Annotated in this window: 21 protein-coding genes and 1 other annotated feature; of the genes, 18 read left to right on the forward strand and 3 right to left on the reverse strand. The window is 41.3% G+C overall.

The window, feature by feature from the left end; translation table 11 throughout:
- The first annotated feature begins 120 nt into the window (after positions 1 to 120).
- From HMPREF9189_RS05115 to HMPREF9189_RS05165, 11 genes are all read left to right on the forward strand, one after another.
- Complete coding sequence (locus HMPREF9189_RS05115) at positions 121 to 2,634, forward strand: MBL fold metallo-hydrolase (protein WP_009755291.1); 2,514 nt, start codon at positions 121 to 123, stop codon at positions 2,632 to 2,634.
- A 185-nt stretch (positions 2,635 to 2,819) separates the two neighbouring features.
- Positions 2,820 to 3,560: an adaptor protein MecA gene (mecA, locus tag HMPREF9189_RS05120; protein ID WP_000782707.1), complete on the forward strand. Its 741-nt coding sequence runs from the start codon at positions 2,820 to 2,822 to the stop codon at positions 3,558 to 3,560.
- Between the two features lie 148 nt (positions 3,561 to 3,708).
- Positions 3,709 to 4,995 (forward strand): homoserine dehydrogenase, encoded by a 1,287-nt coding sequence (locus HMPREF9189_RS05125; RefSeq protein ID WP_000216342.1) that lies wholly within the window; start codon positions 3,709 to 3,711, stop codon positions 4,993 to 4,995.
- 1 nt (position 4,996) lies between these two features.
- Positions 4,997 to 5,866, forward strand: a complete 870-nt coding sequence (thrB, locus tag HMPREF9189_RS05130; protein ID WP_000692407.1) for a homoserine kinase — start codon at positions 4,997 to 4,999, stop codon at positions 5,864 to 5,866.
- 97 nt (positions 5,867 to 5,963) lie between these two features.
- Positions 5,964 to 6,902, forward strand: a complete 939-nt coding sequence (gene msrB, locus HMPREF9189_RS05135) for a peptide-methionine (R)-S-oxide reductase MsrB (protein ID WP_000818186.1) — start codon at positions 5,964 to 5,966, stop codon at positions 6,900 to 6,902.
- A 166-nt stretch (positions 6,903 to 7,068) separates the two neighbouring features.
- Positions 7,069 to 8,793 (forward strand): ABC transporter ATP-binding protein, encoded by a 1,725-nt coding sequence (locus HMPREF9189_RS05140; protein WP_000681731.1) that lies wholly within the window; start codon positions 7,069 to 7,071, stop codon positions 8,791 to 8,793.
- Position 8,794: 1 nt separating this feature from the next.
- Positions 8,795 to 10,543, forward strand: a complete 1,749-nt coding sequence (locus HMPREF9189_RS05145) for an ABC transporter ATP-binding protein (protein ID WP_001254287.1) — start codon at positions 8,795 to 8,797, stop codon at positions 10,541 to 10,543.
- 96 nt (positions 10,544 to 10,639) lie between these two features.
- Positions 10,640 to 11,899, forward strand: a complete 1,260-nt coding sequence (locus tag HMPREF9189_RS05150; RefSeq protein WP_000870420.1) for a TRZ/ATZ family protein — start codon at positions 10,640 to 10,642, stop codon at positions 11,897 to 11,899.
- A 75-nt stretch (positions 11,900 to 11,974) separates the two neighbouring features.
- Positions 11,975 to 12,110: a sequence feature (ribosomal protein L10 leader region), on the forward strand.
- A gap of 38 nt (positions 12,111 to 12,148) precedes the next feature.
- The gene (rplJ, locus tag HMPREF9189_RS05155; protein WP_001287266.1) at positions 12,149 to 12,649 is read left to right on the forward strand and encodes a 50S ribosomal protein L10; all 501 of its coding nucleotides are present in this window, start codon (positions 12,149 to 12,151) and stop codon (positions 12,647 to 12,649) included.
- Positions 12,650 to 12,721: 72 nt separating this feature from the next.
- Positions 12,722 to 13,090: a 50S ribosomal protein L7/L12 gene (gene rplL, locus HMPREF9189_RS05160; protein WP_001196962.1), complete on the forward strand. Its 369-nt coding sequence runs from the start codon at positions 12,722 to 12,724 to the stop codon at positions 13,088 to 13,090.
- A gap of 372 nt (positions 13,091 to 13,462) precedes the next feature.
- Positions 13,463 to 14,029 (forward strand): hypothetical protein, encoded by a 567-nt coding sequence (locus HMPREF9189_RS05165; protein WP_000443019.1) that lies wholly within the window; start codon positions 13,463 to 13,465, stop codon positions 14,027 to 14,029.
- A gap of 21 nt (positions 14,030 to 14,050) precedes the next feature.
- Here the strand turns inward: HMPREF9189_RS05165 and gdhA are convergent, their stop codons facing one another.
- Positions 14,051 to 15,397: an NADP-specific glutamate dehydrogenase gene (gene gdhA, locus HMPREF9189_RS05170; protein WP_000199569.1), complete on the reverse strand. Its 1,347-nt coding sequence runs from the start codon at positions 15,395 to 15,397 to the stop codon at positions 14,051 to 14,053.
- Positions 15,398 to 15,628: 231 nt separating this feature from the next.
- Between gdhA and HMPREF9189_RS05175 the strand changes: the two genes are divergently transcribed.
- From HMPREF9189_RS05175 to HMPREF9189_RS05205, 7 genes are all read left to right on the forward strand, one after another.
- Complete coding sequence (locus tag HMPREF9189_RS05175; protein ID WP_000255149.1) at positions 15,629 to 16,564, forward strand: dihydroorotate oxidase; 936 nt, start codon at positions 15,629 to 15,631, stop codon at positions 16,562 to 16,564.
- Positions 16,565 to 16,596: 32 nt separating this feature from the next.
- Positions 16,597 to 17,634 (forward strand): DNA polymerase III subunit delta, encoded by a 1,038-nt coding sequence (gene holA, locus HMPREF9189_RS05180; RefSeq protein WP_000879616.1) that lies wholly within the window; start codon positions 16,597 to 16,599, stop codon positions 17,632 to 17,634.
- A 69-nt stretch (positions 17,635 to 17,703) separates the two neighbouring features.
- Entirely contained in the window at positions 17,704 to 18,309 is a 606-nt protein-coding gene (gene sodA, locus HMPREF9189_RS05185) for a superoxide dismutase SodA (RefSeq protein WP_000974725.1), read from the forward strand.
- Between the two features lie 155 nt (positions 18,310 to 18,464).
- Positions 18,465 to 18,995 carry a YutD family protein gene (locus HMPREF9189_RS05190; RefSeq protein WP_001224386.1) on the forward strand — a complete coding sequence of 177 codons (531 nt, stop codon included), beginning with the start codon at positions 18,465 to 18,467 and terminating at the stop codon, positions 18,993 to 18,995.
- A 20-nt stretch (positions 18,996 to 19,015) separates the two neighbouring features.
- The gene (gene rlmN / locus HMPREF9189_RS05195; protein WP_000804770.1) at positions 19,016 to 20,101 is read left to right on the forward strand and encodes a 23S rRNA (adenine(2503)-C(2))-methyltransferase RlmN; all 1,086 of its coding nucleotides are present in this window, start codon (positions 19,016 to 19,018) and stop codon (positions 20,099 to 20,101) included.
- 1 nt (position 20,102) lies between these two features.
- The gene (locus tag HMPREF9189_RS05200) at positions 20,103 to 20,582 is read left to right on the forward strand and encodes a VanZ family protein (protein ID WP_009755295.1); all 480 of its coding nucleotides are present in this window, start codon (positions 20,103 to 20,105) and stop codon (positions 20,580 to 20,582) included.
- 1 nt (position 20,583) lies between these two features.
- The gene (locus HMPREF9189_RS05205; RefSeq protein ID WP_000025372.1) at positions 20,584 to 22,125 is read left to right on the forward strand and encodes an ABC-F family ATP-binding cassette domain-containing protein; all 1,542 of its coding nucleotides are present in this window, start codon (positions 20,584 to 20,586) and stop codon (positions 22,123 to 22,125) included.
- A gap of 56 nt (positions 22,126 to 22,181) precedes the next feature.
- Here the strand turns inward: HMPREF9189_RS05205 and HMPREF9189_RS05210 are convergent, their stop codons facing one another.
- Together HMPREF9189_RS05210 and HMPREF9189_RS12255 are read right to left on the reverse strand one after the other, a co-directional pair.
- Positions 22,182 to 22,985, reverse strand: coding sequence for a peptidylprolyl isomerase (locus HMPREF9189_RS05210; RefSeq protein WP_000731901.1), 804 nt, complete (start codon positions 22,983 to 22,985; stop codon positions 22,182 to 22,184).
- A gap of 108 nt (positions 22,986 to 23,093) precedes the next feature.
- Entirely contained in the window at positions 23,094 to 23,255 is a 162-nt protein-coding gene (locus tag HMPREF9189_RS12255) for a hypothetical protein (RefSeq protein ID WP_002883133.1), read from the reverse strand.
- Between the last annotated feature and the right edge of the window lie 180 nt (positions 23,256 to 23,435).

Here is a 23,435-nt window from a genome sequence, read left to right on the forward strand (position 1 = left end):
TTCATAGGAGAGCGAGTCTTTTGAGTGTTTATTGGGAAAATCAGGATAGTACTATTCATATACACGAAAATAGGTTAAAATGATGGTTTATAGAAATGATAAAGGAAAGTGTGATATACAATGAAGAATACAAAGATAAGAAAGTTAATATTATTTAGTTTTCTCATATTTACTTTAATTATGACTGCCAAATTATCATCTGTCGATGCGGATACCATTTCCGCAGGGGATGGTAATCGAATCCACTTTATTAATTTAAAATCTAAGTCAGGGAGTGATGCCATTCTCTTAGAAAGCAAAGGGCACTTTGCTTTAATTGATATGGGTGAGGATTATGATTTCCCAGATGGAAGCAATCCACGTTATCCAGATAGGTGGGGAATTACCATGGACAATGATCAAGTTTTAGAGGATCGATTGTTCCGTCATCTGAAACAGGTTGGTGTTGAAAAACTAGATTTTATCTTGGGTACTCATGTCCACAGTGATCATATTGGTTCTGCAGATGAAGTACTAAAACATTATCCTGTTGATAAATTTTATCTGAAAAGATACTCAGATGAACGCATTACAACACAGTGGAGGTTGTGGGATAATCTCTATAACTATGATAATGCGGTTAAAACAGCTCTTGAACGTGGTGTAAATCTTATACAAGATATCTCTGACAACGACAGTCACTTTACCATGGGTGATATGGATATTCAGCTTTATAATTACAAAAATGAGTATGACAGTGAAGGAAAGCTTAAAAAGGTTTTCGATGATAATTCAAACTCAATAGTTGCTGTTGTTACTGTAGCTGGAAAGAGAATCTATCTAGGTGGAGATTTGGATAATGCCGAAGGAGCAGAAGATAAGTTAGGCCCGGTTATCGGTAAGGTTGATATGATGAAATGGAACCATCATTATGATGCGACAATTTCAAATACAGTTAACTTTATTAATAATTTATCACCAAGTATTGTTGTTCAGACAAGTGGATCAGATATTAATCGTGAATCCACTAGAGCTCTACTTCGAGAAAAGAATATAAAAATAGTAAAAGCTTATAGTCATACCAAAGATGCGACTGTTTTTGATATAGATAAAGAAGGATTTACTAACGTTTCGGAAGTTTTCCCCGATATACCGACAGTTAGAGAAAAATGGTATAAAGAAGATGGTTACTGGAAATATCGCTTGTCCGATGATGAAATGACAATTGGTTGGCGAAAAATAGATGGGGTTTATTATTTCTTTAATGGACAAGGACAAATGCAAGCTGGCAAATGGTTGCATTTGAAAGATTCTAGAGAAAAAATTGATGGAAACTGGTATTACCTAAATAACAACGGTGACATGCGAGAAACTGGTTGGTTTAACCAAGATGGTAATTGGTACTATATCACATCAACGGGAGCAAGAAGCTATAATGAACTCTTAGAAATTGCGGGGCAGAAATACCTATTTGATAAAGATGGTAAGATGCTAACAGGATATCAAGTCTTTAATGGCAAGAAGATGTTCTTTAGCGAAAGTGGTGCACTACAAACAGCAGGTAATCCTTCAACTTGGCAAAAGATTGACTCAGATTGGTATTTCTATGATGAGGATGGATTACGGACTGTCGGTAAAAAGAATATCAATGGGAGCACATACTACTTTAATCAAGAAGGTATGATGCAAACAGGCTGGGCCTTTGTTGATGGTCACTGGAACTATTTTGCAAGTTCTGGAGCTATGAAAACCGGTTGGGTCAAGGATCAGGAAACATGGTATTATCTGGATAAAGATGGCATCATGTTAACTGGCAGACAAGATATTAATGGTGTTCGTTACTATTTGAATGCTAGTGGTGCCATGCAGACTGGCTGGAAGTGGCAAGACAATAGCTGGTACTTCTATACGAACTCAGGTGCTATGAAAACTGGTTGGTTGAAAGATAAAGAATCATGGTATTATTTGGATCCAGAAACAGGTATCATGGCTGTAGGATCTAAAGAAATTGACGGTAAGAACTATCTCTTCAGCTCTGTAGGTACTATGCAAGTTGGATGGCAATGGTCAAATGATTCTTGGCATTACTACGCTACGTCTGGCGCACTCCAAACTGGTTGGTTGAAAGATGATGATGCCTGGTATTATCTTGAAGGTAAGGAAGGCGTTATGTTAGTCGGCCTCCACCAAGTAGATGGTAAGCAATATTACTTTAGCAAATCTGGAGCCATGCAAACTGGATGGAAATGGTTTGATAATCATTACCGTTACTTTGAATCAAATGGAGCCATGAAAACTGGTTGGATAAAAGACAAAGGCGTCTGGTATTATCTCAACCCTGAAGATGGAATCATGTTGGTTGGCCTTCATAAAGTAAATGGTGAACATTATTACTTTGATGAAACAGGAGCTATGGAAACTGGTTGGAAACAGATTGATAGTAACTGGTACTATTTCCAAGCTGATGGTTCTTTATTGAAGAATGCAACGACACCTGATGGTTACAAGGTAAACGAAGAAGGAATTTGGAAAATAAGTCAAACCACTGTAGCAGTGGAACAAGATAAGAAAGAGCAGATAACTGAAACTTCTACTTCAGCTGAGAATTCATCTCATGTTGAGGATAATTCTTCACACCCTATGATTGAGGAATAAATGTGATGTGTAAACACCTTAGAATCAGGTAGGACTAAACCTGATTTTAAGGTGTTTTTTAAGTTTTATATTGACGCTGATATTATAAAGTTAACTCTAAATATACAATATTCTCGCTTCATTCTTTTGATAAAATCGTAAAAATCTAGTATAATAGATAGACTGAAAGTATGAGGTTACTAGATATGAAGATGAAACAAATTAGTGATACAACACTGAAAATCACGATGACTTTAGATGATTTAATGGATCGAGGAATGGAAATTGCAGACTTTCTCGTTCCTCAGGAAAAAACAGAAGAGTTTTTCTATGCTATTTTAGATGAATTAGAGATGCCAGACAATTTCTTGGATAGTGGCATGCTGAGTTTTCGTGTGACGCCAAAACCAGATAAGGTCGATGTCTTTGTGACCAAGTCTAAGATTGACCAAAATCTAGATTTTGAAGATTTGGCGGATCTACCAGACATGGAAGAATTAGCCCAAATGTCGCCGGATGAATTTCTCAAAACCTTGGAAAAGAGCATTGCAGACAAGACTAAGGACGATATTGAAGCTATCCAATCTTTAGAGCAGGTCGAAGCAAAGGAAGAAGAGCAAGAGCAGGCAGAAATGGAGACTGAGAGTAAGAAAGAACCTTATATCTACTATATCCTGCGTTTTACAAGTCTTGCTGACTTAGTTGCTTTTGCAAAGACGGTTAACTACCAGATGGAAACATCTGAACTCTATAAGATGAATGGACACTATTATTTGACTATCTTAGTCGATGTGGAAAATCATCCTAGTCCATATCCAGCCTGGCTGTTGGCTCGTATGCGTGAATTTGCAGATGATAGTGATATCAGTCGTTCTGTCTTACAAGAGTATGGTCAAATCTTAATCAATCACGATGCAGTCCTTGGTTTGCAAAAGGTTAGTTCGTAGATTTTGAAAATCAATTTTCATTTATCAAGAAAGACGAATCATGGGATTCGTTTTTTCTTTACCAGACTGAAATAGTGATTTACTATAATAGGAATTTTCACAAAATTCTGTTATAATGGCTATATCAGAAAATTTCTAGGAGACAAACATGACAGTTAAAATTGCTTTACTTGGATTTGGTACCGTTGCAAGTGGTGTGCCATTCCTCCTAAAGGAAAATGGAGAAAAAATTATCCAGTCAGCTCATTCAGAGATTGAAGTGGCCAAGGTATTGGTCAAGGATGAAGATGAAAAGAACCGCTTGCTTGCAGCAGGAAATGACTTTAACTTTGTAACCAATGTAGACGATATTTTATCAGACAAGGACATTACCATTGTAGTGGAATTGATGGGGCGTATCGAACCGGCTAAAACCTTTATCACTCGTGCCTTGGAAGCTGGGAAACACATTGTTACTGCAAACAAGGACCTTTTGGCTGTCCATGGTGCAGAATTGCTAGAAATCGCTAAAGAGCATAATGTAGCACTTTACTACGAAGCGGCAGTAGCTGGTGGTATTCCAATTCTTCGTACCTTAGCAAATTCATTGGCTTCTGATAAAATCACGCGCGTTCTTGGTGTCGTTAACGGAACTTCTAACTTTATGATGACCAAGATGGTGGAAGAAGGCTGGTCTTATGATGATGCTCTGGCTGAAGCTCAAAGACTAGGTTTTGCCGAAAGCGACCCTACAAATGACGTGGATGGGATTGATGCAGCCTACAAGATGGTGATTTTGAGCCAGTTTGCTTTTGGTATGAAGGTTGCCTTTGACGATGTAGCCCACAAGGGAATCCGCAACATCACACCAGAAGACGTAGCTGTAGCCCAAGACCTTGGCTATGTAGTGAAATTGGTTGGTTCCATCGAGGAAACTCCTTCAGGTATTGCTGCAGAAGTGACTCCAACCTTCCTTCCTAAAGCACATCCACTTGCCAGTGTGAATGGGGTAATGAACGCAGTCTTTGTGGAGTCTATCGGAATCGGTGAATCGATGTACTACGGACCAGGTGCGGGTCAAAAACCAACTGCAACAAGTGTTGTAGCGGACATTGTCCGTATCGTTCGTCGCTTGAATGATGGTACCATTGGTAAAGACTTCAACGAATATAGCCGTGACTTGGTCTTGGCTAATCCAGAAGATGTCAAAGCTAATTACTACTTCTCAATCTTGGCTCCAGACTCAAAAGGTCAGGTCTTGAAATTGGCTGAGATTTTCAACGCTCAAGATATTTCCTTCAAGCAAATCCTCCAAGATGGCAAAGAGGGTGACAAGGCGCGTGTAGTGATTATCACTCATAAGATTAATAAAGCACAACTTGAGAATGTTTCAGCAGAGTTGGCCAAAGCTTCAGAATTTGACCTCTTGAATACCTTCAAGGTGTTAGGAGAATAAGATGAAGATTATTGTACCTGCAACCAGTGCAAATATCGGGCCAGGTTTTGATTCGGTCGGTGTAGCTGTAACCAAGTATCTTCAAATTGAGGTCTGTGAAGAACGAGATGAGTGGTTGATTGAACACCAGATTGGCAAATGGATTCCCCATGATGAGCGCAATCTTTTGCTTAAAATTGCCTTGCAAATTGCACCTGACTTGCAACCGAGACGCTTGAAAATGACAAGTGATGTTCCCTTGGCGCGTGGTTTGGGTTCTTCCAGCTCGGTTATTGTTGCTGGGATTGAACTAGCTAACCAACTGGGCAAGCTCAACTTATCTGACCATGACAAATTGCAGCTGGCGACCAAGATTGAAGGGCATCCTGACAATGTGGCTCCAGCTATCTATGGAAATCTCGTTGTTGCGAGCTCTGTTGATGGACAAGTTTCTGCTATCGTAGCAGACTTCCCCGAGTGTGATTTCCTAGCCTACATTCCCAACTATGAATTACGTACTCGAGACAGCCGTGGTGTCTTGCCTAAGAAATTGTCTTACAAGGAAGCTGTTGCGGCAAGTTCGATTGCCAATGTTGCTGTTGCAGCTTTGTTGGCAGGAGACATGGTGACTGCTGGCCAAGCGATTGAGGGAGACCTCTTCCACGAGCGCTATCGTCAGAACTTGGTTCGTGAATTTGTGACGATTAAGCAAGTAGCCAAAGAGAATGGTGCCTATGCAACCTACCTCTCTGGTGCTGGGCCGACAGTTATGGTTTTGGCTTCTCATGACAAGATGCCAACGATTAAGGCAGAATTGGAAAAGCAACCTTTCAAAGGAAAACTTCATGATTTGAAGGTGGATACCCAAGGTGTCCGTGTCCAAGACAAATAAAGAATAGATGATAGGATGGGGAAAGTCTCGACTAGGGGCTTCCTATCCTTTTTTTAAAAAGAAGTCTAGTTAAAAACTTGATAAAGGAGAAACAAAGATGGCAGAAATTTATCTAGCAGGTGGTTGTTTTTGGGGTTTAGAGGAATATTTTTCCCGTATTTCTGGAGTGCTAGCAACCAGTGTTGGCTACGCTAATGGGCAAGTCGAAACGACTAATTACCAGCTACTCAAGGAAACAGATCATGCAGAAACGGTTCAAGTGATTTACGATGAGAAGGCAGTGTCACTCAGAGAGATTTTGCTCTATTATTTCCGAGTCATCGATCCCTTATCTATCAACCAGCAAGGGAATGACCGTGGTCGCCAATATCGAACTGGGATCTATTACCAAGATGAAACAGACTTGCCAGCTATCTACACAGTGGTGCAGGAGCAGGAGCGCATGATTGGTCGAAAGATTGCAGTGGAAGTGGAGAAACTTCGCCACTACATTCTGGCAGAAGACTACCACCAAGACTATCTTAAGAAGAATCCTTCAGGTTACTGTCATATCGATGTGACCGATGCAGATAAGCCATTGATTGATGCAGCAAATTATGAAAAGCCTAGTCAAGAGGTGTTAAAGGAAAGCTTAACTGAAGAAGCCTACCGTGTCACCCAAGAAGCTGCTACAGAGGCTCCATTTTCTAATGCCTATGACCAAACCTTTGAAGAAGGGATTTATGTAGATATCACGACTGGCGAGCCACTCTTTTTTGCCAAGGATAAGTTTGCCTCAGGTTGTGGTTGGCCAAGCTTTAGTCGTCCGATTTCTAAGGAATTGATTCATTATTACAAGGACATGAGCCATGGGATGGAGCGAATCGAAGTTCGTTCTCGGTCAGGCAATGCCCACTTAGGTCATGTTTTCACAGATGGACCGCAGGAGTCAGGAGGCCTCCGTTACTGTATCAATTCAGCTTCCTTGCGTTTTGTGGCCAAGGATGAGATGGAAGAAGCAGGATACGGCTATCTATTGCCTTACTTAAGCAAATAAAACAGAGAGGGTGGGCGCTTCCCACTTTCTTCATTTCCAGAATAATACTCTTCGAAAATCAAATTCAAACCACGTCAACGTCGCCTTGCCGTACTCAAGTACAGCCTGCGGCTAATTTCCTAGTTTGCTTTTTGATTTTCATTGAGTATAAGAATAGAAGAGAACTATGAAACACCTACTATCATACTTTAAACCCTACATCAGGGAATCGATTTTAGCACCCTTGTTCAAGCTGTTAGAAGCTGTGTTTGAGCTCTTGGTTCCCATGGTGATTGCTGGGATTGTTGACCAATCTTTGCCTAAGGGAGATCAAGGTCATCTCTGGATGCAGATTGGCCTGCTCCTTATTTTTGCAGTGATTGGCGTTTTAGTAGCCTTGGTAGCTCAGTATTACTCAGCCAAGGCAGCGGTTGGATTTGCCAAAGAATTGACAGACGATCTTTATCGTCATATTCTTTCTTTACCTAAGGACAGCAGAGATCGTTTGACAACTTCTAGCTTGGTGACTCGCTTGACTTCGGATACCTACCAAATTCAGACTGGTATCAATCAATTCCTGCGTCTCTTTTTGCGAGCGCCTATTATCGTTTTTGGGGCTATCTTTATGGCCTATCGCATCTCGGCTGAGCTGACTTTCTGGTTCTTAGTCATGGTTGCCATTTTGACCATTGTCATTGTAGGCCTTTCTCGGCTGGTCAATCCTCTCTACAGCAGTCTGAGAAAGAAAACGGACCAACTGGTTCAGGAAACACGCCAGCAATTACAAGGGATGCGAGTTATTCGTGCTTTTGGACAAGAAAAACGAGAGTTACAGATTTTTCAAACCCTTAACCAAGTCTATGCTAGATTGCAAGAAAAAACAGGTTTCTGGTCTAGTTTATTAACACCTCTGACCTATCTGATTGTCAATGGAACTCTCCTCGTTATCATCTGGCAGGGTTATATTTCAATTCAAGGAGGTTTACTCAGTCAAGGTGCTCTTATCGCCCTTATCAACTACCTCTTGCAGATCTTGGTGGAATTGGTCAAGCTTGCTATGTTGATCAATTCTCTCAATCAATCCTATATCTCAGCCAAGCGAATCGAGGAAGTCTTTGCTGAGGCTCCAGAAGATATCCATTCGGAGTTAGAACAAAAGCAAGTTGCCAGTAATCAGGTTTTACAAGTCCAAGAATTGACTTTTACCTATCCTGATGCGGCTCAGCCTTCTCTGAGAAACATTTCCTTTGATATGACTCAAGGACAAATCCTTGGTATCATTGGGGGAACAGGTTCTGGTAAGTCAAGCTTGGTGCAAGTCTTACTTGGACTTTATCCAGTAGACAAGGGGAGCATTGACCTTTATCGAGATGGATGTAGTCCTCGTAATCTTGAGCAGTGGCGGTCTTGGATTGCCTATGTACCTCAAAAAGTCGAGCTCTTTAAAGGAACTATTCGTTCCAACTTGACTTTGGGTTTCAATCAAGAACTATCTGACCAGCAACTCTGGCAGGCCTTGGAGATTGCGCAAGCTAAGGATTTTGTCAGTGAAAAGGAAGGACTTTTGGATGCCCTAGTTGAGGCAGGAGGTCGAAATTTCTCAGGTGGACAAAAACAAAGGCTGTCTATCGCACGAGCAGTCTTGCGACAAGCACCATTTCTCATCCTAGATGATGCGACCTCGGCACTGGACACCATTACCGAATCCAATCTCTTGAAAGCTATTCGAGAAAATTTGCCAAATACAAGTTTAATCTTGATTTCTCAACGGACTTCGACACTTCGGATGGCAGACCAGATTCTCCTCTTGGAAAAAGGTGAGCTACTAGCTATTGGCAAGCACGAGGAATTGATGAAGACTAGCCAAGTCTATCGCGAAATCAATGCATCCCAACATGGAAAGGAGGACTAATATGAGACGACAAACTGCAAACCAGACGCTCAAACGTTTGGCAAAAGATTTAGCAAGCCATCCTTTCCTCCTTTTCCTAGCCTTTCTAGGAACCATTGTCCAAGTTGGCTTATCAATTTACCTACCTATTCTGATTGGTCAGGTCATCGACCAGGTCCTAGTGGCTGGTTCTTCACCAGTTTTTTGGCAAATTTTTCTCCAGATGATCTTGGTGGTCATAGGAAATACACTGGTGCAATGGATCAATCCCCTTCTCTATAATCGTCTAATCTTCTCTTATACCAGAGACTTGCGAGAGCGAATCATTCATAAGCTCCATCGTTTACCGATTGCTTTTGTGGATCGACAGGGCAGTGGAGAGATGGTTAGTCGTGTGACCACAGACATAGAACAGCTAGCAGCCGGCTTAACCATGATTTTCAATCAATTTTTCATTGGTGTTTTGATGATTTTGGTTAGTATTCTAGCCATGCTCCAAATTCACCTTCTCATGACCCTCTTGGTCTTGCTGTTGACACCCCTGTCCATGGTGATTTCACGCTTTATTGCCAAACGCTCCTATCATCTCTTCCAGAAGCAAACAGAGACGAGAGGAATTCAGACTCAATTGATTGAAGAGTCTCTTAGCCAGCAAACTATTATCCAGTCTTTCAATGCTCAGACAGAGTTTATCCAAAGACTGCATGAGGCGAATGCCAACTACGCAGGCTATTCTCAGTCAGCCATCTTTTATTCATCAACGGTCAATCCTTCGACTCGCTTTGTCAATGCACTCATTTATGCGCTTTTAGCTGGAGTGGGAGCCTATCGTATTATGATGGGTTCCACCTTGACTATCGGACGTTTAGTGACTTTTTTAAACTATGTCCAACAGTACACCAAGCCCTTTAACGATATTTCTTCAGTGTTAGCCGAGTTGCAAAGTGCTCTCGCTTGCGCAGAGCGCGTCTATGCTGTCTTAGAAAGTCCAGAGGTGGTTGAAACAGGTAAGGAAATCTTGACCAGTGACCAAGTCAAGGGAGCTATTTCCTTTAAACATGTTTCTTTTGGCTACCATCCTGAGAAGATCTTGATTAAGGACTTGTCTATAGATATCCCAGCTGGTAGCAAGGTAGCCATTGTTGGTCCGACAGGTGCTGGTAAGTCAACTCTTATTAATCTCCTCATGCGTTTTTACCCTATTAACTCAGGAGATATCTTGCTGGACGGTCGTTCCATTTACAACTATACCCGAGCGTCATTGAGACAGCAGTTTGGGATGGTGCTCCAAGAAACCTGGCTCAAGCAAGGGACTATTCATGACAATATTGCCTTTGGAAATCCTGAAGCCAGTCGGGAGCAGGTGATTGCTGCTGCAAAAGCAGCCAATGCAGACTTTTTCATCCAACAGTTGCCACAGGGATACGATACCAAGTTGGAAAATGCAGGAGAATCACTATCTGTCGGTCAAGCCCAGCTCTTGACCATCGCCCGAGTCTTTCTAGCTATCCCTAAGATTCTTATCTTAGACGAGGCGACTTCCTCCATCGATACACGGACAGAAGTGCTAGTTCAGGATGCCTTTGCTAAACTGATGAAGGGGCGCACAAGTTTTATCATTGCTCACCGTTTGTCAACTATTCAGGATGCGGATTTGATTCTTGTCTTGGTAGATGGAGATATTGTTGAGTATGGTAACCATCAGGACCTCATGACTAGAAAGGGCAAGTATTACCAAATGCAAAAAGCTGCGGCTTTTAGCTCTGAATAATCCTTTCTATTTTGAAATATTATGGAAAAAAGTTGCCTTCGGGTAACTTTTTTGTTACAATAGCTAGAAAAATCAGGGTCTTAGAAGGAGAAAACAATGAAAGTCTATCAGCATGTAAATATCGTGACTTGTGACAAAGATTTCCATGTTTATTTGGATGGTGTCTTAGCCGTTAAGGACTCTCAAATCGTCTATGTCGGCCAAGAGGAGCCAGAGATTTTAGAGCAAGCTGAGCAGATTATAGACTATCAGGGAGCCTGGATCATGCCTGGTTTGGTCAATTGCCACACCCATTCTGCTATGACAGGCTTGCGAGGGATCCGGGATGATAGCAACCTCCATGAATGGCTCAATGACTATATCTGGCCGGCAGAAGCAGGATTTACTCCCGACATGACTACCAAGGCAGTCAAAGAAGCTCTGACAGAGATGCTCCAGTCAGGGACAACAACCTTCAACGATATGTATAATCCCAATGGTGTGGATATTGAGAGAATTTATCAGGCAGTCAAGGCATCTAAGATGCGTTGCTATTTCTCACCGACCCTCTTTTCTTCAGAGACAGAAACAACTGCTGAGACTATAAGTAGAACACGGTCCATTATAGAAGAAATCTTAGGATATAAAAATTCAAATTTCAGGGTTATGGTAGCTCCACATTCTCCGTATAGCTGTAGTAGAGACTTGCTAGAAGCGAGCTTAGATATGGCAAAAGAGCTGGACATTCCTATCCATATTCATGTGGCGGAGACTAAGGAGGAATCAGGAATTATCCTGAAACGATACGGCAAACGCCCCCTCGCATTTCTAGAAGAACTAGGTTACTTAGATCATCCGTCTGTCTTTGCTCATGGGGTCGAGTTAAACGAGCGAGAAATTGAACGCTTGGCAACTTCTCAAGTGGCTATCGCCCATAATCCTATCAGTAACCTCAAACTGGCCTCAGGGATCGCTCCAATCATCCAACTCCAAAAAGCAGGAGTAGCAGTCGGAATTGCGACAGACTCGGTTGCTTCCAATAACAATCTAGATATGTTCGAGGAAGGACGGATAGCAGCTCTTCTTCAGAAAATGAAGAGTGGAGATGCCAGCCAATTTCCTATCGAAACAGCCCTTAAGGCACTGACAATCGAAGGAGCTAAGGTTCTAGGAATGGAAAAGCAGATAGGAAGCCTAGAAGTCGGCAAGCAGGCAGATTTTCTGGTCATTAATCCTCAAGGAAAAATCCATCTCCAACCTCAGGGAAATATGCTCTCTCACCTAGTTTATGCAGTCAAAGACAGTGATGTTGATGATGTTTATATCGCTGGAGAACAGGTCGTTAAGCAGGGTCAAGTCCTGACAGTAGAACTTTAACAGAAAAATCACGAAAAATTTTAAAAAAAGTTTGCAAAAATCTTGCATTCTTTTTTTGTCTATGCTATACTTATATACGGTTTGAAAAAACTGCCTAAGACAGTAGGGGAGCTCGACTCATAAAGATCCTACCGAGGACAAAACGTATCATGTAAAAAGAAGCGTATTGTACTTTCGTGTCTAGGTTTGGGCGCGTTTTTCTTTTGAAAAAATTCCCCAAGCAAAATAATTACGGAGGTGAACACACTAATGAGTGAAGCAATTATTGCTAAAAAAGCGGAACTAGTTGACGTAGTAGCTGAAAAAATGAAAGCTGCTGCATCTATCGTCGTTGTAGACGCTCGTGGTTTGACAGTTGATCAAGATACAGTTCTTCGTCGTGAGCTTCGTGGAAGCGAAGTTGAGTATAAAGTTATTAAAAACTCAATCTTGCGTCGTGCAGCTGAAAAAGCTGGTCTTGAAGATCTTGCATCAGTATTTGTTGGACCATCTGCCGTAGCATTTTCTAATGAAGATGTTATCGCGCCAGCGAAAATCTTGAACGACTTTGCTAAAAACGCTGAAGCACTTGAAATCAAAGGTGGTGCAATCGAAGGCGCTGTCGCATCTAAAGAAGAAATCGTTGCTCTTGCAACTCTTCCAAACCGCGAAGGACTTCTTTCTATGCTCCTTTCTGTACTTCAAGCGCCAGTGCGCAACGTTGCTCTTGCAGTCAAAGCGGTTGCAGACAACAAAGAAGACGCAGCTTAATCTTAAGCTACGCAGCGTAGCATAGCTACGAAAAAACTATTATAATTAAAAACTTATTTGGAGGAAATAACAATGGCATTGAACATTGAAAACATTATTGCTGAAATTAAAGAAGCTTCAATCCTTGAATTGAACGACCTTGTAAAAGCTATCGAAGAAGAATTTGGTGTAACTGCAGCTGCTCCTGTAGCTGTAGCTGCAGCTGGTGCTGCTGACGCTGGTGCTGCTAAAGATTCATTTGACGTTGAATTGACAGCTGCTGGTGACAAAAAAGTTGGCGTTATCAAAGCTGTACGTGAAATCACTGGTCTTGGACTTAAAGAAGCTAAAGAACTTGTTGATGGTGCACCAGGTGTCATCAAAGAAGGCGTTCCAACTGCAGAAGCTGAAGAAATCAAAGCTAAATTGGAAGAAGCTGGAGCTTCAGTTACTCTTAAATAATAGAGCAACTACATTAGTAGCTTAAAAACATGATTAAACCGCTATTCTTAGGAGTAGCGGTTTTTCTTTATAATTGAAAAGAGAAAATTTATAAAGTGTCTCCAGTTGTTCCATAAGATTTTCATCATAAAGTTCTGGAGTTTGATTAGAGAACCATATCAATCAAACTCCAACGCTCGATAAAGCGATGATGTATCTGTGGAAGGAGATTATGTTTGCTAAGGTATTTTTTGCAGAAATAGTGGTACAATATCCTTAGAATAGTTCAAAATTTATCTTTGCTAGGGGAAAGGGAGATTGAACTCCCTGATGCATCCGTCTTAGTATGGGATTAATGTCCTATAAAAAGGAAATGTTATAAAGGTGATATTGATGGAAAGATATGAATTTACAGCGACAACAGCAAAATCAGATATAATAATTGGTATCCTTTTTCCCATGTTCCTCATGCTTCCGGTATTGGGAATACAGTTGGCTATATTCTATTTAAAACTGAATGATTTTTTTAAATCACAACCTCTTTTTCTTTATACGATAGTATTAGTATTTTTTGGTATTAGTTTTCTTTTAATTAAAAAAATACAAGGTAGTCTAGTGAAGAATTTTGTCGTAGAATTATCTGGAAGAAATATTAGGATTTGGTGTGATGGAAAGGAGATTGTATCAGGAGAAGTTATTTTCTGTAGGATAAAAAATAAGGAGCCTAAACTGGGGGCGAGAGCCTTAAATGTAGACATAGACACCAAGGGGGATAACATTAAATTTCGAGTTCGGTCTAAGGAATATGAAAATTTATCATCTTCTACTTGGAATCCTCTCGGGACAAGCAAACCCTCTGATGTAGAAACGTTATTATCTTTGGGCAAAAAAATAAAAAATGTTATGGAAGAAGAAGTTTTGATAGAAGATGAAGCTTCAAAAAAACCTCGATCGTTTTGATTGAGGTTTTTAGCATATTTCTTAAACAATACCTTGGGCAATCATAGCGTTTGCTACATTTTCAAAGGCAGCAATGTTAGCTCCTGCAAGGTAATCAGTACCAAGACCGTAAGTTTCAGCGGTTGTTTTAGCTGTGCTGAAGATATTGGTCATGATGTCTTTGAGACGTCCATCAACTTCTTCACGTGTCCATGAAAGACGAAGGCTGTTTTGGCTCATTTCAAGCGCTGATACAGCTACACCACCAGCGTTGGCAGCTTTGGCAGGCCCGTAAAGGATTCCGTTTTCTTTGTAGACTTTAATCGCATCAAGGTCGCTCGGCATATTGGCACCTTCTGATACACAGATAACGCCTTGAGCAACCAAACGTTTAGCTGCGTCACCATTGATTTCGTTTTGAGTCGCACATGGAAGAGCGATGTCGTAGTTCCCAGCGTAAGTCCATACAGAACCTTCATGGTAAGTAGCAGTGGCTTTTTCAGCAGCGTACTCAGTCAAACGTGCACGACGGTTATTCTTCACATCTGCTAGAAGGTCGAAGTCGATACCATTTTCGTCAATGACATAACCATTTGAGTCAGATACAGAGATAACAGTTGCACCAAGTTCAGTTGCTTTTTGAAGTGCATATTGAGCTACGTTACCAGAACCTGAAATCACAACCTTCTTACCAGCAAAGCTGTTACCGTTGGCTTTGAGCATTTCTTCAGTATAGTAAACCAAACCATAACCAGTTGCTTCTGGACGAATCAAGCTACCACCGAATCCAAGAGGTTTACCAGTCAAGACACCAGCATCAAATTGGTTAAGGCGTTTGTATTGTCCGTAAAGGTAACCAATTTCACGTCCACCAACACCGATATCGCCAGCTGGGACGTCAAGTGATGGTCCGATGTATTTTTGCAATTCTGTCATAAAGCTTTGGCAGAAGCGCATCACTTCAGCATCAGTCTTTCCTTTAGGATCGAAGTCTGATCCCCCTTTACCTCCACCGATTGGAAGGCCAGTCAAGACGTTTTTAAAGATTTGTTCAAATCCGAGGAATTTCAAGATCCCTTGGTTTACAGTTGGGTGGAAACGAAGTCCGCCTTTATATGGTCCAACAGCTGAGTTGAATTGAACACGGTAACCACGGTTCACTTGGACTTTTCCATCACGGTCAACCCAAGGAACACGGAAAGAAATCACGCGCTCAGGCTCAGTGATACGTGCCAAGATGTTTTCTTCGATATACTCAGGATGTTTTTCAAATACAGGTTCCAAAGTGCTGAAGAATTCTTCAACCGCCTGGAGAAATTCAGCCTCATGCCCGTTACGAGCTTTTACAGTTTCAAACACGCTTTGGATATATTCTTTAGCAGATGTCATATCGTTCTCCTTTTGTTGTCATATTTTATTACATGAGCCATTATAGCAGAAATTTTTTTCACTGTAAAGAAAAAAACGAAAATTTTCTAAAAATTCTTTCAATTTACATTCAGTCAATACTAAGAGCATTATCAAAAAACGAACGTTTTCTCTAGAAATAACTTTCTCAAAGAGAAAATCTTAAAGTATGGTATAATATTAGAAATAAAAGGAATCTGGAGGATCAGAATCATGGTATCAACGAAAACACAAATAGCTGGCTTTGCGTTTGACAATTGCTTGATGAATGCAGCGGGTGTGGCTTGTATGACGATAGAGGAACTAGAAGGGGTCAAAAACTCAGCAGCAGGAACATTTGTCACGAAGACAGCGACCTTGGACTTTCGTCAGGGCAATCCTGAGCCACGCTACCAGGATGTTCCACTTGGTTCTATCAACTCAATGGGATTACCAAATAATGGCTTAGACTATTATCTGGACTATCTTTTGGACTTGCAGGAAAAAGAGCCAAACCGTACTTTCTTTCTATCTTTAGTCGGCATGTCTCCAGAAGAAACGCATACCATCTTGAAAAAAGTGCAAGAGAGTGGATTCAAAGGACTGACAGAGCTTAATCTTTCTTGTCCAAATGTTCCAGGAAAACCTCAGATTGCCTATGATTTTGAGACAACAGACCGGATTTTGGCAGAAGTCTTTGCCTACTTTACCAAACCTCTTGGGATTAAATTGCCACCATATTTTGATATTGTTCACTTTGACCAAGCGGCTGCTATTTTCAACAAATATCCGCTCAAGTTTGTTAACTGTGTTAACTCTATCGGAAACGGCCTTTATATAGAAGACGAGTCGGTCGTGATTCGTCCTAAAAATGGTTTCGGTGGTATTGGTGGGGAGTATATCAAACCGACTGCTCTCGCTAATGTCCATGCTTTCTATCAACGCTTGAATCCGCAAATCCAAATCATCGGAACGGGTGGTGTTCTAACGGGTCGTGATGCCTTTGAACACATCCTCTGCGGTGCGAGTATGGTGCAAGTAGGGACTACTCTTCACAAAGAAGGCGTAGGTGCTTTTGAACGCATTACCAATGAACTAAAAGCAATCATGGCGGAAAAAGGGTATGAGAGTCTAGAAGATTTCCGTGGGAAATTGCGCTATATTGATTAAGTTTAATAAAAAATCAGAAGAAAGGAGAGAAGATGCTAGCCATTGAAGACAGTCAGAAATTGACTTTATCAAATCTATCTAGCTTGAACCTATTTACAGGGACAGACCAGGGCCAGTTTGAAGTTATGAAGAGTCAAGTGTTGAAACAGATTGGTTATGATCCAGCTGATCTCAATTTTGCTTACTTTGATATGAAAGAAGTAGCTTATAAAGACTTAGAGTTGGAGCTGGTCAGTCTCCCTTTCTTTGCGGATGAGAAAATCGTGATATTAGACCATTTTGTCGATATCACAACAGCCAAGAAACATTTTTTAACAGATGATGAACTCAAGTCATTTGAGGAATACCTTGATAATCCTTCACCCACAACCAAGTTATTAATTTTTGCGGAAGGAAAACTGGATTGCAAGAGACGATTGGTCAAACTGCTCAAGCGTGACGCGACAGTATTTGATGCTATCGAGGCTAAGGAACAAGAACTCCGCCAGTATTTCCAAAAATGGAGCCAGACACAAGGTCTGCAGTTTGCGGAAAAATCTTTTGAAAATCTACTCATCAAGTCTGGTTTTCAGTTTAGCGAAATCCAGAAAAATCTCCTCTTTTTACAGTCTTATAAGTCAGACGGCCTGATTGAGGAAAAGGATATTATCGAAGTCATTCCAAAGACTCTTCAGGACAATATTTTCGACTTGACTCAGTTTATTTTAGCTAAGAAGATTGACCAGGCCCGTGACTTGGTCAGAGATTTGACCTTGCAAGGGGAAGACGAAATCAAGCTCATAGCTGTCATGTTAGGACAGTTCCGAACCTTTATCCAAGTGAAAATCTTATCAGATGCTGGTCAAACGGAATCGCAGATTGTAAGCAGTCTGGGGACTTATTTGGGACGCAATCCTAATCCTTATCAAATCAAGTTCGCATTAAGAGATTCGAGAGGGATTTCCTTGGCTTTTCTCAAGCGAGCGATTTCTTATTTGATTGAAACAGACTACCAAATTAAGACAGGTGTCTATGAAAAAAGTTACTTGTTTGAAAAGGCACTCTTGCAGATTGCGACAGAGGCAAATTGAGCAAAAAACTTGAAAAAAGAGGATGATTGCGTTATCATTTTCTTATAGAAAGAAAAAGAGGTATTACAGATGGCAATTATCTTACCAGACCTTCCATACGCGTATGACGCCTTGGAACCATACATCGATGCTGAAACAATGCACTTGCACCATGACAAGCATCATCAAGCCTACGTTAACAATGCGAATGCTGCTCTTGAAAAACACCCTGAAATCGGTGAAGACCTTGAAGCTTTGCTTGCTGATGTAGAATCTATCCCAGCTGATATCCGCCAAGCGCTTATCAACAACGGTGGTGGACACTTGAACCACGCTCTTTTCTGGGAATTGATGACTCCTGAAAAGACTGCTCCTTCAGCAGAACTTGCAGCAGCAATCGATGCAACATTTGGTTCATTTGAAGAGTTCCAAGCAGCCTTTACAGCAGCAGCTACAACTCGCTTTGGTTCTGGCTGGGCATGGTTGGTTGTCAACAAAGAAGGGAAGCTTGAAGTGACTTCAACAGCAAACCAAGATACACCAATCTCAGAAGGTAAAAAACCAATCTTGGGCTTGGACGTTTGGGAACATGCTTACTACGTGAAATACCGCAACGTGCGTCCTGACTACATCAAAGCTTTCTTCTCAGTGATTAACTGGAACAAAGTAGACGAGCTCTACGCAGCAGCTAAATAATAAAATATGGAGGGAAGAATTGTTCTTCTCTTTTTAAGGTTATAAAGCAGAAGTCTGACAGAATCGTCAGACTTTTTTCATTTTCAGGATATTCGTGCCAACTTGTAGAAAATATGGTAAAATAGAGTGTTAAGTAATCGTGGAAAAGGAAGACTATGCGTAAAGAAATTTCACCTGAATTATACAATTATAACAAGTTTCCTGGCCCAGAATTTCAGGTAAATGGGGATAAAGTTGAGACTGAAGGGATTGCTTTTACCTTGGTTGAAAATATCAAGGAGGCTTTCGATGTGACCGTCTTTAATCAGCGCTTTTCAGAAGTGTTGACTAAATTTGATTATGTCGTGGGGGACTGGAGCAATGAACAGCTTCGCCTACGCGGTTTTTACAAAGACGAACGTACTGAGGAAAAAATTGAAAAGATTAGTCGCTTACAGGATTATCTTTTGGAGTACTGTAGTTATGGTTGTGCTTATTTTGTCCTAGAAAACCAAGCACCTAAGCGTGCGTCATTTGACAAGAAAATGCGTAAAAAGGAAGAGGAAAACCTTCCTAGAAGAGGAAAGAAACCTTCGCAAAACAAGAGAAAACCAAATACGGATAAGAGAAATAGACGTCGTCATAAGGACCAAAAGTCTCAGAAAGAGGACAAGGGACAGCGCCATTTTGTCATTCGTCAAAAATAGATAGAGAATAAGGAGAAGAGATGAAACCGTCTATTTACAGTTTAACACGTCAAACCATGCAAGAATGGGTATTAGAACAAGGAGAAAAGAAATTCCGAGCAGATCAGATCTGGGAATGGCTCTACCGTAAACGTGTCCAGTCATTTGAAGAAATGACCAACCTTTCCAAGGGTTTGATTGCCAAGCTCAATGAGCAGTTTGTGGTAAATCCATTGAAACAACGAATCGTACAAGAGTCGGCTGACGGTACTGTTAAGTATCTTTTCGAGTTGCCAGATGGTATGTTGATTGAGACAGTACTGATGCGTCAACACTACGGGCTGTCAGTCTGTGTGACCACTCAGGTCGGCTGTAATATTGGTTGTACCTTCTGTGCATCCGGTTTGATCAAGAAGCAACGTGACCTCAATAACGGGGAAATTGTAGCGCAGATCATGCTAGTTCAGAAATACTTTGATGAGCGTGGTCAGGATGAGCGTGTCAGTCATATTGTGGTCATGGGAATTGGTGAACCATTTGATAACTACAACAATGTATTGAATTTTGTTCGTACCATCAATGATGATAAGGGGATGGCTATCGGTGCTCGTCACATCACAGTTTCAACTTCAGGTTTGGCCCACAAAATTCGTGACTTTGCTAATGAAGGCGTACAGGTCAATCTGGCTGTGTCCCTTCACGCACCCAATAATGAATTGCGTTCAAGCATCATGAAGATTAACCGTGCCTTTCCGATTGAAAAACTCTTTGCTGCTATTGAGTACTATATCGAAACAACTAATCGCCGTGTGACCTTTGAGTATATCATGCTGAATGAAGTCAACGATGGAGTAGAACAGGCACTTGAGTTGGCAGAATTGCTTAAGAATATCAAGAAATTGTCTTATGTGAACTTAATCCCATATAACCCTGTTAGCGAGCATGATCAATATAGCCGTAGCCCTAGAGAACGTGTGATGGCTTTCTATGACACTCTCAAGAAAAATGGCATTAACTGTGTTGTTCGTCAAGAACATGGTACTGATATTGATGCAGCTTGTGGACAATTGCGCTCCAATACAATGAAACGTGACCGCCAGAAGGCAGTCGCAGCGGTAAATCCATAAAATGACTAAAAAAAGAGAATTAATCTTAAGATTGGGAGTGGCTGTTTATAGCCTATGCATTGTCTGTTTTTGCTTCACTCCCCAGCCTCAACTTCCTACAGGAGTGGAAACTCCAGGTATTCAAACTTTTGGACGCCTGGTTTTTCTTTTAACTCCCTTAAACTCACTTTGGAATCTGGGTGAAGTGACCAGTTTGGGACAAGTTATTTGGATCTTTTTGCAGAACATTTTGAATGTCTTCTTGCTTTTCCCCCTAGTCTTTCAACTGATCTACCTCTGTCCAAAGTTGCGACAAACCAAAAAAATCCTATTTCTCAGTTTTCTTCTGAGCCTAGGAATTGAATGTACGCAGCTGGTCTTAGACTTTTTCTTTGATTTTAATCGCGTCTTTGAGATTGATGATTTGTGGACCAATACCTTGGGAGGCTATCTGGCTTGGCTCCTCTATAAAGGATTGCATAAAAATAAGATAAGGAATTAGAATGAGTATTTTAGAAGTTAAAAATCTGAGTCACGGTTTTGGTGACCGTGCAATTTTTGAAGACGTGTCCTTCCGCCTTCTCAAGGGAGAACACATCGGCTTAGTTGGGGCCAATGGTGAAGGAAAATCAACCTTTATGAGCATTGTGACAGGTAAGATGTTGCCAGATGAAGGGAAGGTGGAGTGGTCCAAATATGTGACTGCTGGCTATCTGGACCAGCACGCTGTGCTAAAAGAAGGTCAAACCGTGCGTGATGTCTTGCGGACAGCCTTTGATGAGCTTTTTAAAGCAGAAGTCCGTATCAACGAGCTCTATATGGAAATGGCAGAAGACGGAGCGGATATCGACGCGCTTATGGAAGAAGTAGGAGAGCTCCAAGATCGTTTGGAGAGTCGTGATTTCTATACCTTGGATGCCAAGATTGATGAAGTAGCGCGTGCTCTCGGTGTCATGGACTATGGCATGGATACTGATGTAACGTCTTTGTCAGGTGGACAAAGAACCAAGGTGCTTTTGGCTAAACTCCTCCTTGAAAAGCCAGATATTTTGTTGCTTGACGAGCCAACCAACTACTTGGATGCTGAACATATTGACTGGCTCAAACGTTATCTCCAAAACTATGAGAATGCCTTTGTCCTTATTTCGCACGATATTCCTTTCCTCAATGATGTGATCAATATTGTCTACCATGTGGAGAACCAACAATTGACTCGTTATTCTGGAGACTACTACCAGTTCCAAGAAGTCTATGCTATGAAGAAATCTCAGCTGGAGGCAGCCTACGAACGTCAGCAGAAAGAGATAGCTGACCTCAAGGACTTTGTCGCTCGAAACAAAGCGCGTGTTGCAACACGAAACATGGCCATGTCCCGTCAAAAGAAACTCGACAAGATGGACATCATTGAACTCCAAAGCGAGAAACCAAAGCCGTCCTTTGATTTCAAACCAGCTCGTACACCTGGGCGCTTTATCTTCCAAGCCAAGAACTTGCAGATTGGTTATGATCGTCCACTTACCAAACCTTTAAATCTTACCTTTGAACGCAATCAAAAGGTTGCCATTATTGGGGCCAATGGTATCGGGAAAACAACCCTGTTGAAGTCTCTCTTGGGAATTATTCCACCAATTGCTGGAGAAGTCGAACGTGGCGACTATCTAGAACTTGGCTACTTTGAGCAGGAAGTAGAAGGTGGAAATCGCCAAACTCCTCTTGAGGCTGTATGGAATGCCTTTCCTGCACTTAACCAAGCAGAAGTTCGTGCGGCCCTTGCTCGTTGTGGCTTGACAACTAAACATATCGAAAGTCAGATTCAAGTCTTGTCAGGTGGGGAACAAGCCAAGGTTCGTTTCTGTCTCTTGATGAATCGTGAAAACAACGTTTTGGTACTTGACGAGCCGACCAACCACTTGGATGTAGATGCCAAGGAAGAACTCAAACGGGCGCTTAAAGAATACAAGGGATCTATCCTTATGGTCTGCCACGAACCAGACTTTTATGAAGGTTGGATGGACCAAATCTGGGACTTTAACAAGCTAACTTAAAAATGAGGAAAAAAGAAATACAGTATCGAATTCGGATACTGTATTTTTTAGGTTATTTAGGATTTAAAATCGTAGTCTTTCACCACTTCGATACTATCAATGGTGATAGCAGACGTTGGTTTGTCTTTCTCATCTTTTTCAGCTTTGGCAATCTTGTCAACAACGTCCATGCCCTCAATGACTTGACCAAAGACAGGGTGTTTGCCGTCTAGACTCGGATTTCCACCTTCTTTATAGGCTTCGATGATTTTCTTTGGATACTTGCTTGTAGGGAGTTTAGCAGAAATATCTGTTGAGTTTTGGTTGATGAAGAACTGGCTACCGTTGGTGTTTGGTTGACCAGTGTTAGCCATAGCAAGAGCTCCTCGGATATTGTATAGGTAAGGAGAGATTTCATTTTTGAAACCAGTTCCTTTGTCCTTCGTTTTATCCTTATCATGCCAGATAGATTGGCCCCCTGTACCATCTCCCTTAGGATCTCCAGTTTGGACCATAAAGCCATCGATGACACGGTGGAAGGTGATGCCGTTATAGTAGCCTTCTTTGGCGTGAGTAAGGAAGTTTTCAACGGCTAGAGGAGCGAGTTTAGGGAAGAGTTTAATACGAATATCACCCTGACTTGTGTGGAGAACCACTTCGGCTTCATCTTCAGCAACTTCCTTAGAAAGTTGAGGGAAGTTGGCATTTTCATTGGTTAAAGCGTCATTCAAATCTTTGGCAGCCTGAGCAGCTGCTTTAGAACTTTCTTCAGCTGAGATACTAGAGTCAACATAGTCATCGCCACGGAGACCACGTTGGATACTAGTACATCCAGCAAGGGCTATAGTTGATAGTAAAAGAAGGGTTGCTAGTTTTTTCATTGTTTTCCTCTCAAAAATTCATTTCTATCATTGTACCTTAAAAGTAAGGGGATTTCAAATATTAGTGACAAGGTAGTTTAAGAGGAAGCCGACCAGAAAGTCGCTTGCTTAGAGATTTTTCTTTGGATGACGGTCGATAATGTCCTGGTACTGTTCCAGTATCTGCTCTCCCTTTGGAGTCAATTTGTAACCACGAATTGAAAAGTAACTTGCTAATTCTTCTCCTGAAAAGTTGTCACGAAGGGATTGGTCCAAATCTGGAGCCTTCATCTTAGAAAGTACTGTAACTCTCCTTACTTTTGAGGATATTCTCTTTCATAGTGGTATTTAGATGATCAAGCGAGTCAAAGACAGTTTCGACAAGAGCATAGCCTTTTTCAACAGGTATTTCTAAATTTTTTGGGGCATCAATGCTATAAGTTTACTTGAAGTATTTAGAAAACCAGTTCT

Origin of the sequence: Streptococcus sp. oral taxon 071 str. 73H25AP (assembly GCF_000146755.1) — a bacterium.
Taxonomy (GTDB): domain Bacteria; phylum Bacillota; class Bacilli; order Lactobacillales; family Streptococcaceae; genus Streptococcus; species Streptococcus oralis_T.

What these genes read in the sequence shown, in the direction of transcription:
- HMPREF9189_RS05200 (WP_009755295.1), top strand. Translation starts at nt 20,103, where the DNA reads ATGACTAAAAAAAGAGAATTAATCTTAAGATTGGGAGTGGCTGTTTAT.
- gdhA (WP_000199569.1), bottom strand. Translation starts at nt 15,397, where the DNA reads ATGACATCTGCTAAAGAATATATCCAAAGCGTGTTTGAAACTGTAAAA.
- HMPREF9189_RS05175 (WP_000255149.1), top strand. Translation starts at nt 15,629, where the DNA reads ATGGTATCAACGAAAACACAAATAGCTGGCTTTGCGTTTGACAATTGC.
- HMPREF9189_RS05150 (WP_000870420.1), top strand. Translation starts at nt 10,640, where the DNA reads ATGAAAGTCTATCAGCATGTAAATATCGTGACTTGTGACAAAGATTTC.
- HMPREF9189_RS05210 (WP_000731901.1), bottom strand. Translation starts at nt 22,985, where the DNA reads ATGAAAAAACTAGCAACCCTTCTTTTACTATCAACTATAGCCCTTGCT.
- msrB (WP_000818186.1), top strand. Translation starts at nt 5,964, where the DNA reads ATGGCAGAAATTTATCTAGCAGGTGGTTGTTTTTGGGGTTTAGAGGAA.
- HMPREF9189_RS05205 (WP_000025372.1), top strand. Translation starts at nt 20,584, where the DNA reads ATGAGTATTTTAGAAGTTAAAAATCTGAGTCACGGTTTTGGTGACCGT.
- mecA (WP_000782707.1), top strand. Translation starts at nt 2,820, where the DNA reads ATGAAGATGAAACAAATTAGTGATACAACACTGAAAATCACGATGACT.
- thrB (WP_000692407.1), top strand. Translation starts at nt 4,997, where the DNA reads ATGAAGATTATTGTACCTGCAACCAGTGCAAATATCGGGCCAGGTTTT.
- HMPREF9189_RS05125 (WP_000216342.1), top strand. Translation starts at nt 3,709, where the DNA reads ATGACAGTTAAAATTGCTTTACTTGGATTTGGTACCGTTGCAAGTGGT.
- HMPREF9189_RS05145 (WP_001254287.1), top strand. Translation starts at nt 8,795, where the DNA reads ATGAGACGACAAACTGCAAACCAGACGCTCAAACGTTTGGCAAAAGAT.
- rplL (WP_001196962.1), top strand. Translation starts at nt 12,722, where the DNA reads ATGGCATTGAACATTGAAAACATTATTGCTGAAATTAAAGAAGCTTCA.
- HMPREF9189_RS05140 (WP_000681731.1), top strand. Translation starts at nt 7,069, where the DNA reads ATGAAACACCTACTATCATACTTTAAACCCTACATCAGGGAATCGATT.
- holA (WP_000879616.1), top strand. Translation starts at nt 16,597, where the DNA reads ATGCTAGCCATTGAAGACAGTCAGAAATTGACTTTATCAAATCTATCT.
- rlmN (WP_000804770.1), top strand. Translation starts at nt 19,016, where the DNA reads ATGAAACCGTCTATTTACAGTTTAACACGTCAAACCATGCAAGAATGG.
- HMPREF9189_RS05190 (WP_001224386.1), top strand. Translation starts at nt 18,465, where the DNA reads ATGCGTAAAGAAATTTCACCTGAATTATACAATTATAACAAGTTTCCT.
- HMPREF9189_RS05165 (WP_000443019.1), top strand. Translation starts at nt 13,463, where the DNA reads ATGGAAAGATATGAATTTACAGCGACAACAGCAAAATCAGATATAATA.
- sodA (WP_000974725.1), top strand. Translation starts at nt 17,704, where the DNA reads ATGGCAATTATCTTACCAGACCTTCCATACGCGTATGACGCCTTGGAA.
- HMPREF9189_RS12255 (WP_002883133.1), bottom strand. Translation starts at nt 23,255, where the DNA reads ATGAAGGCTCCAGATTTGGACCAATCCCTTCGTGACAACTTTTCAGGA.
- rplJ (WP_001287266.1), top strand. Translation starts at nt 12,149, where the DNA reads ATGAGTGAAGCAATTATTGCTAAAAAAGCGGAACTAGTTGACGTAGTA.
- HMPREF9189_RS05115 (WP_009755291.1), top strand. Translation starts at nt 121, where the DNA reads ATGAAGAATACAAAGATAAGAAAGTTAATATTATTTAGTTTTCTCATA.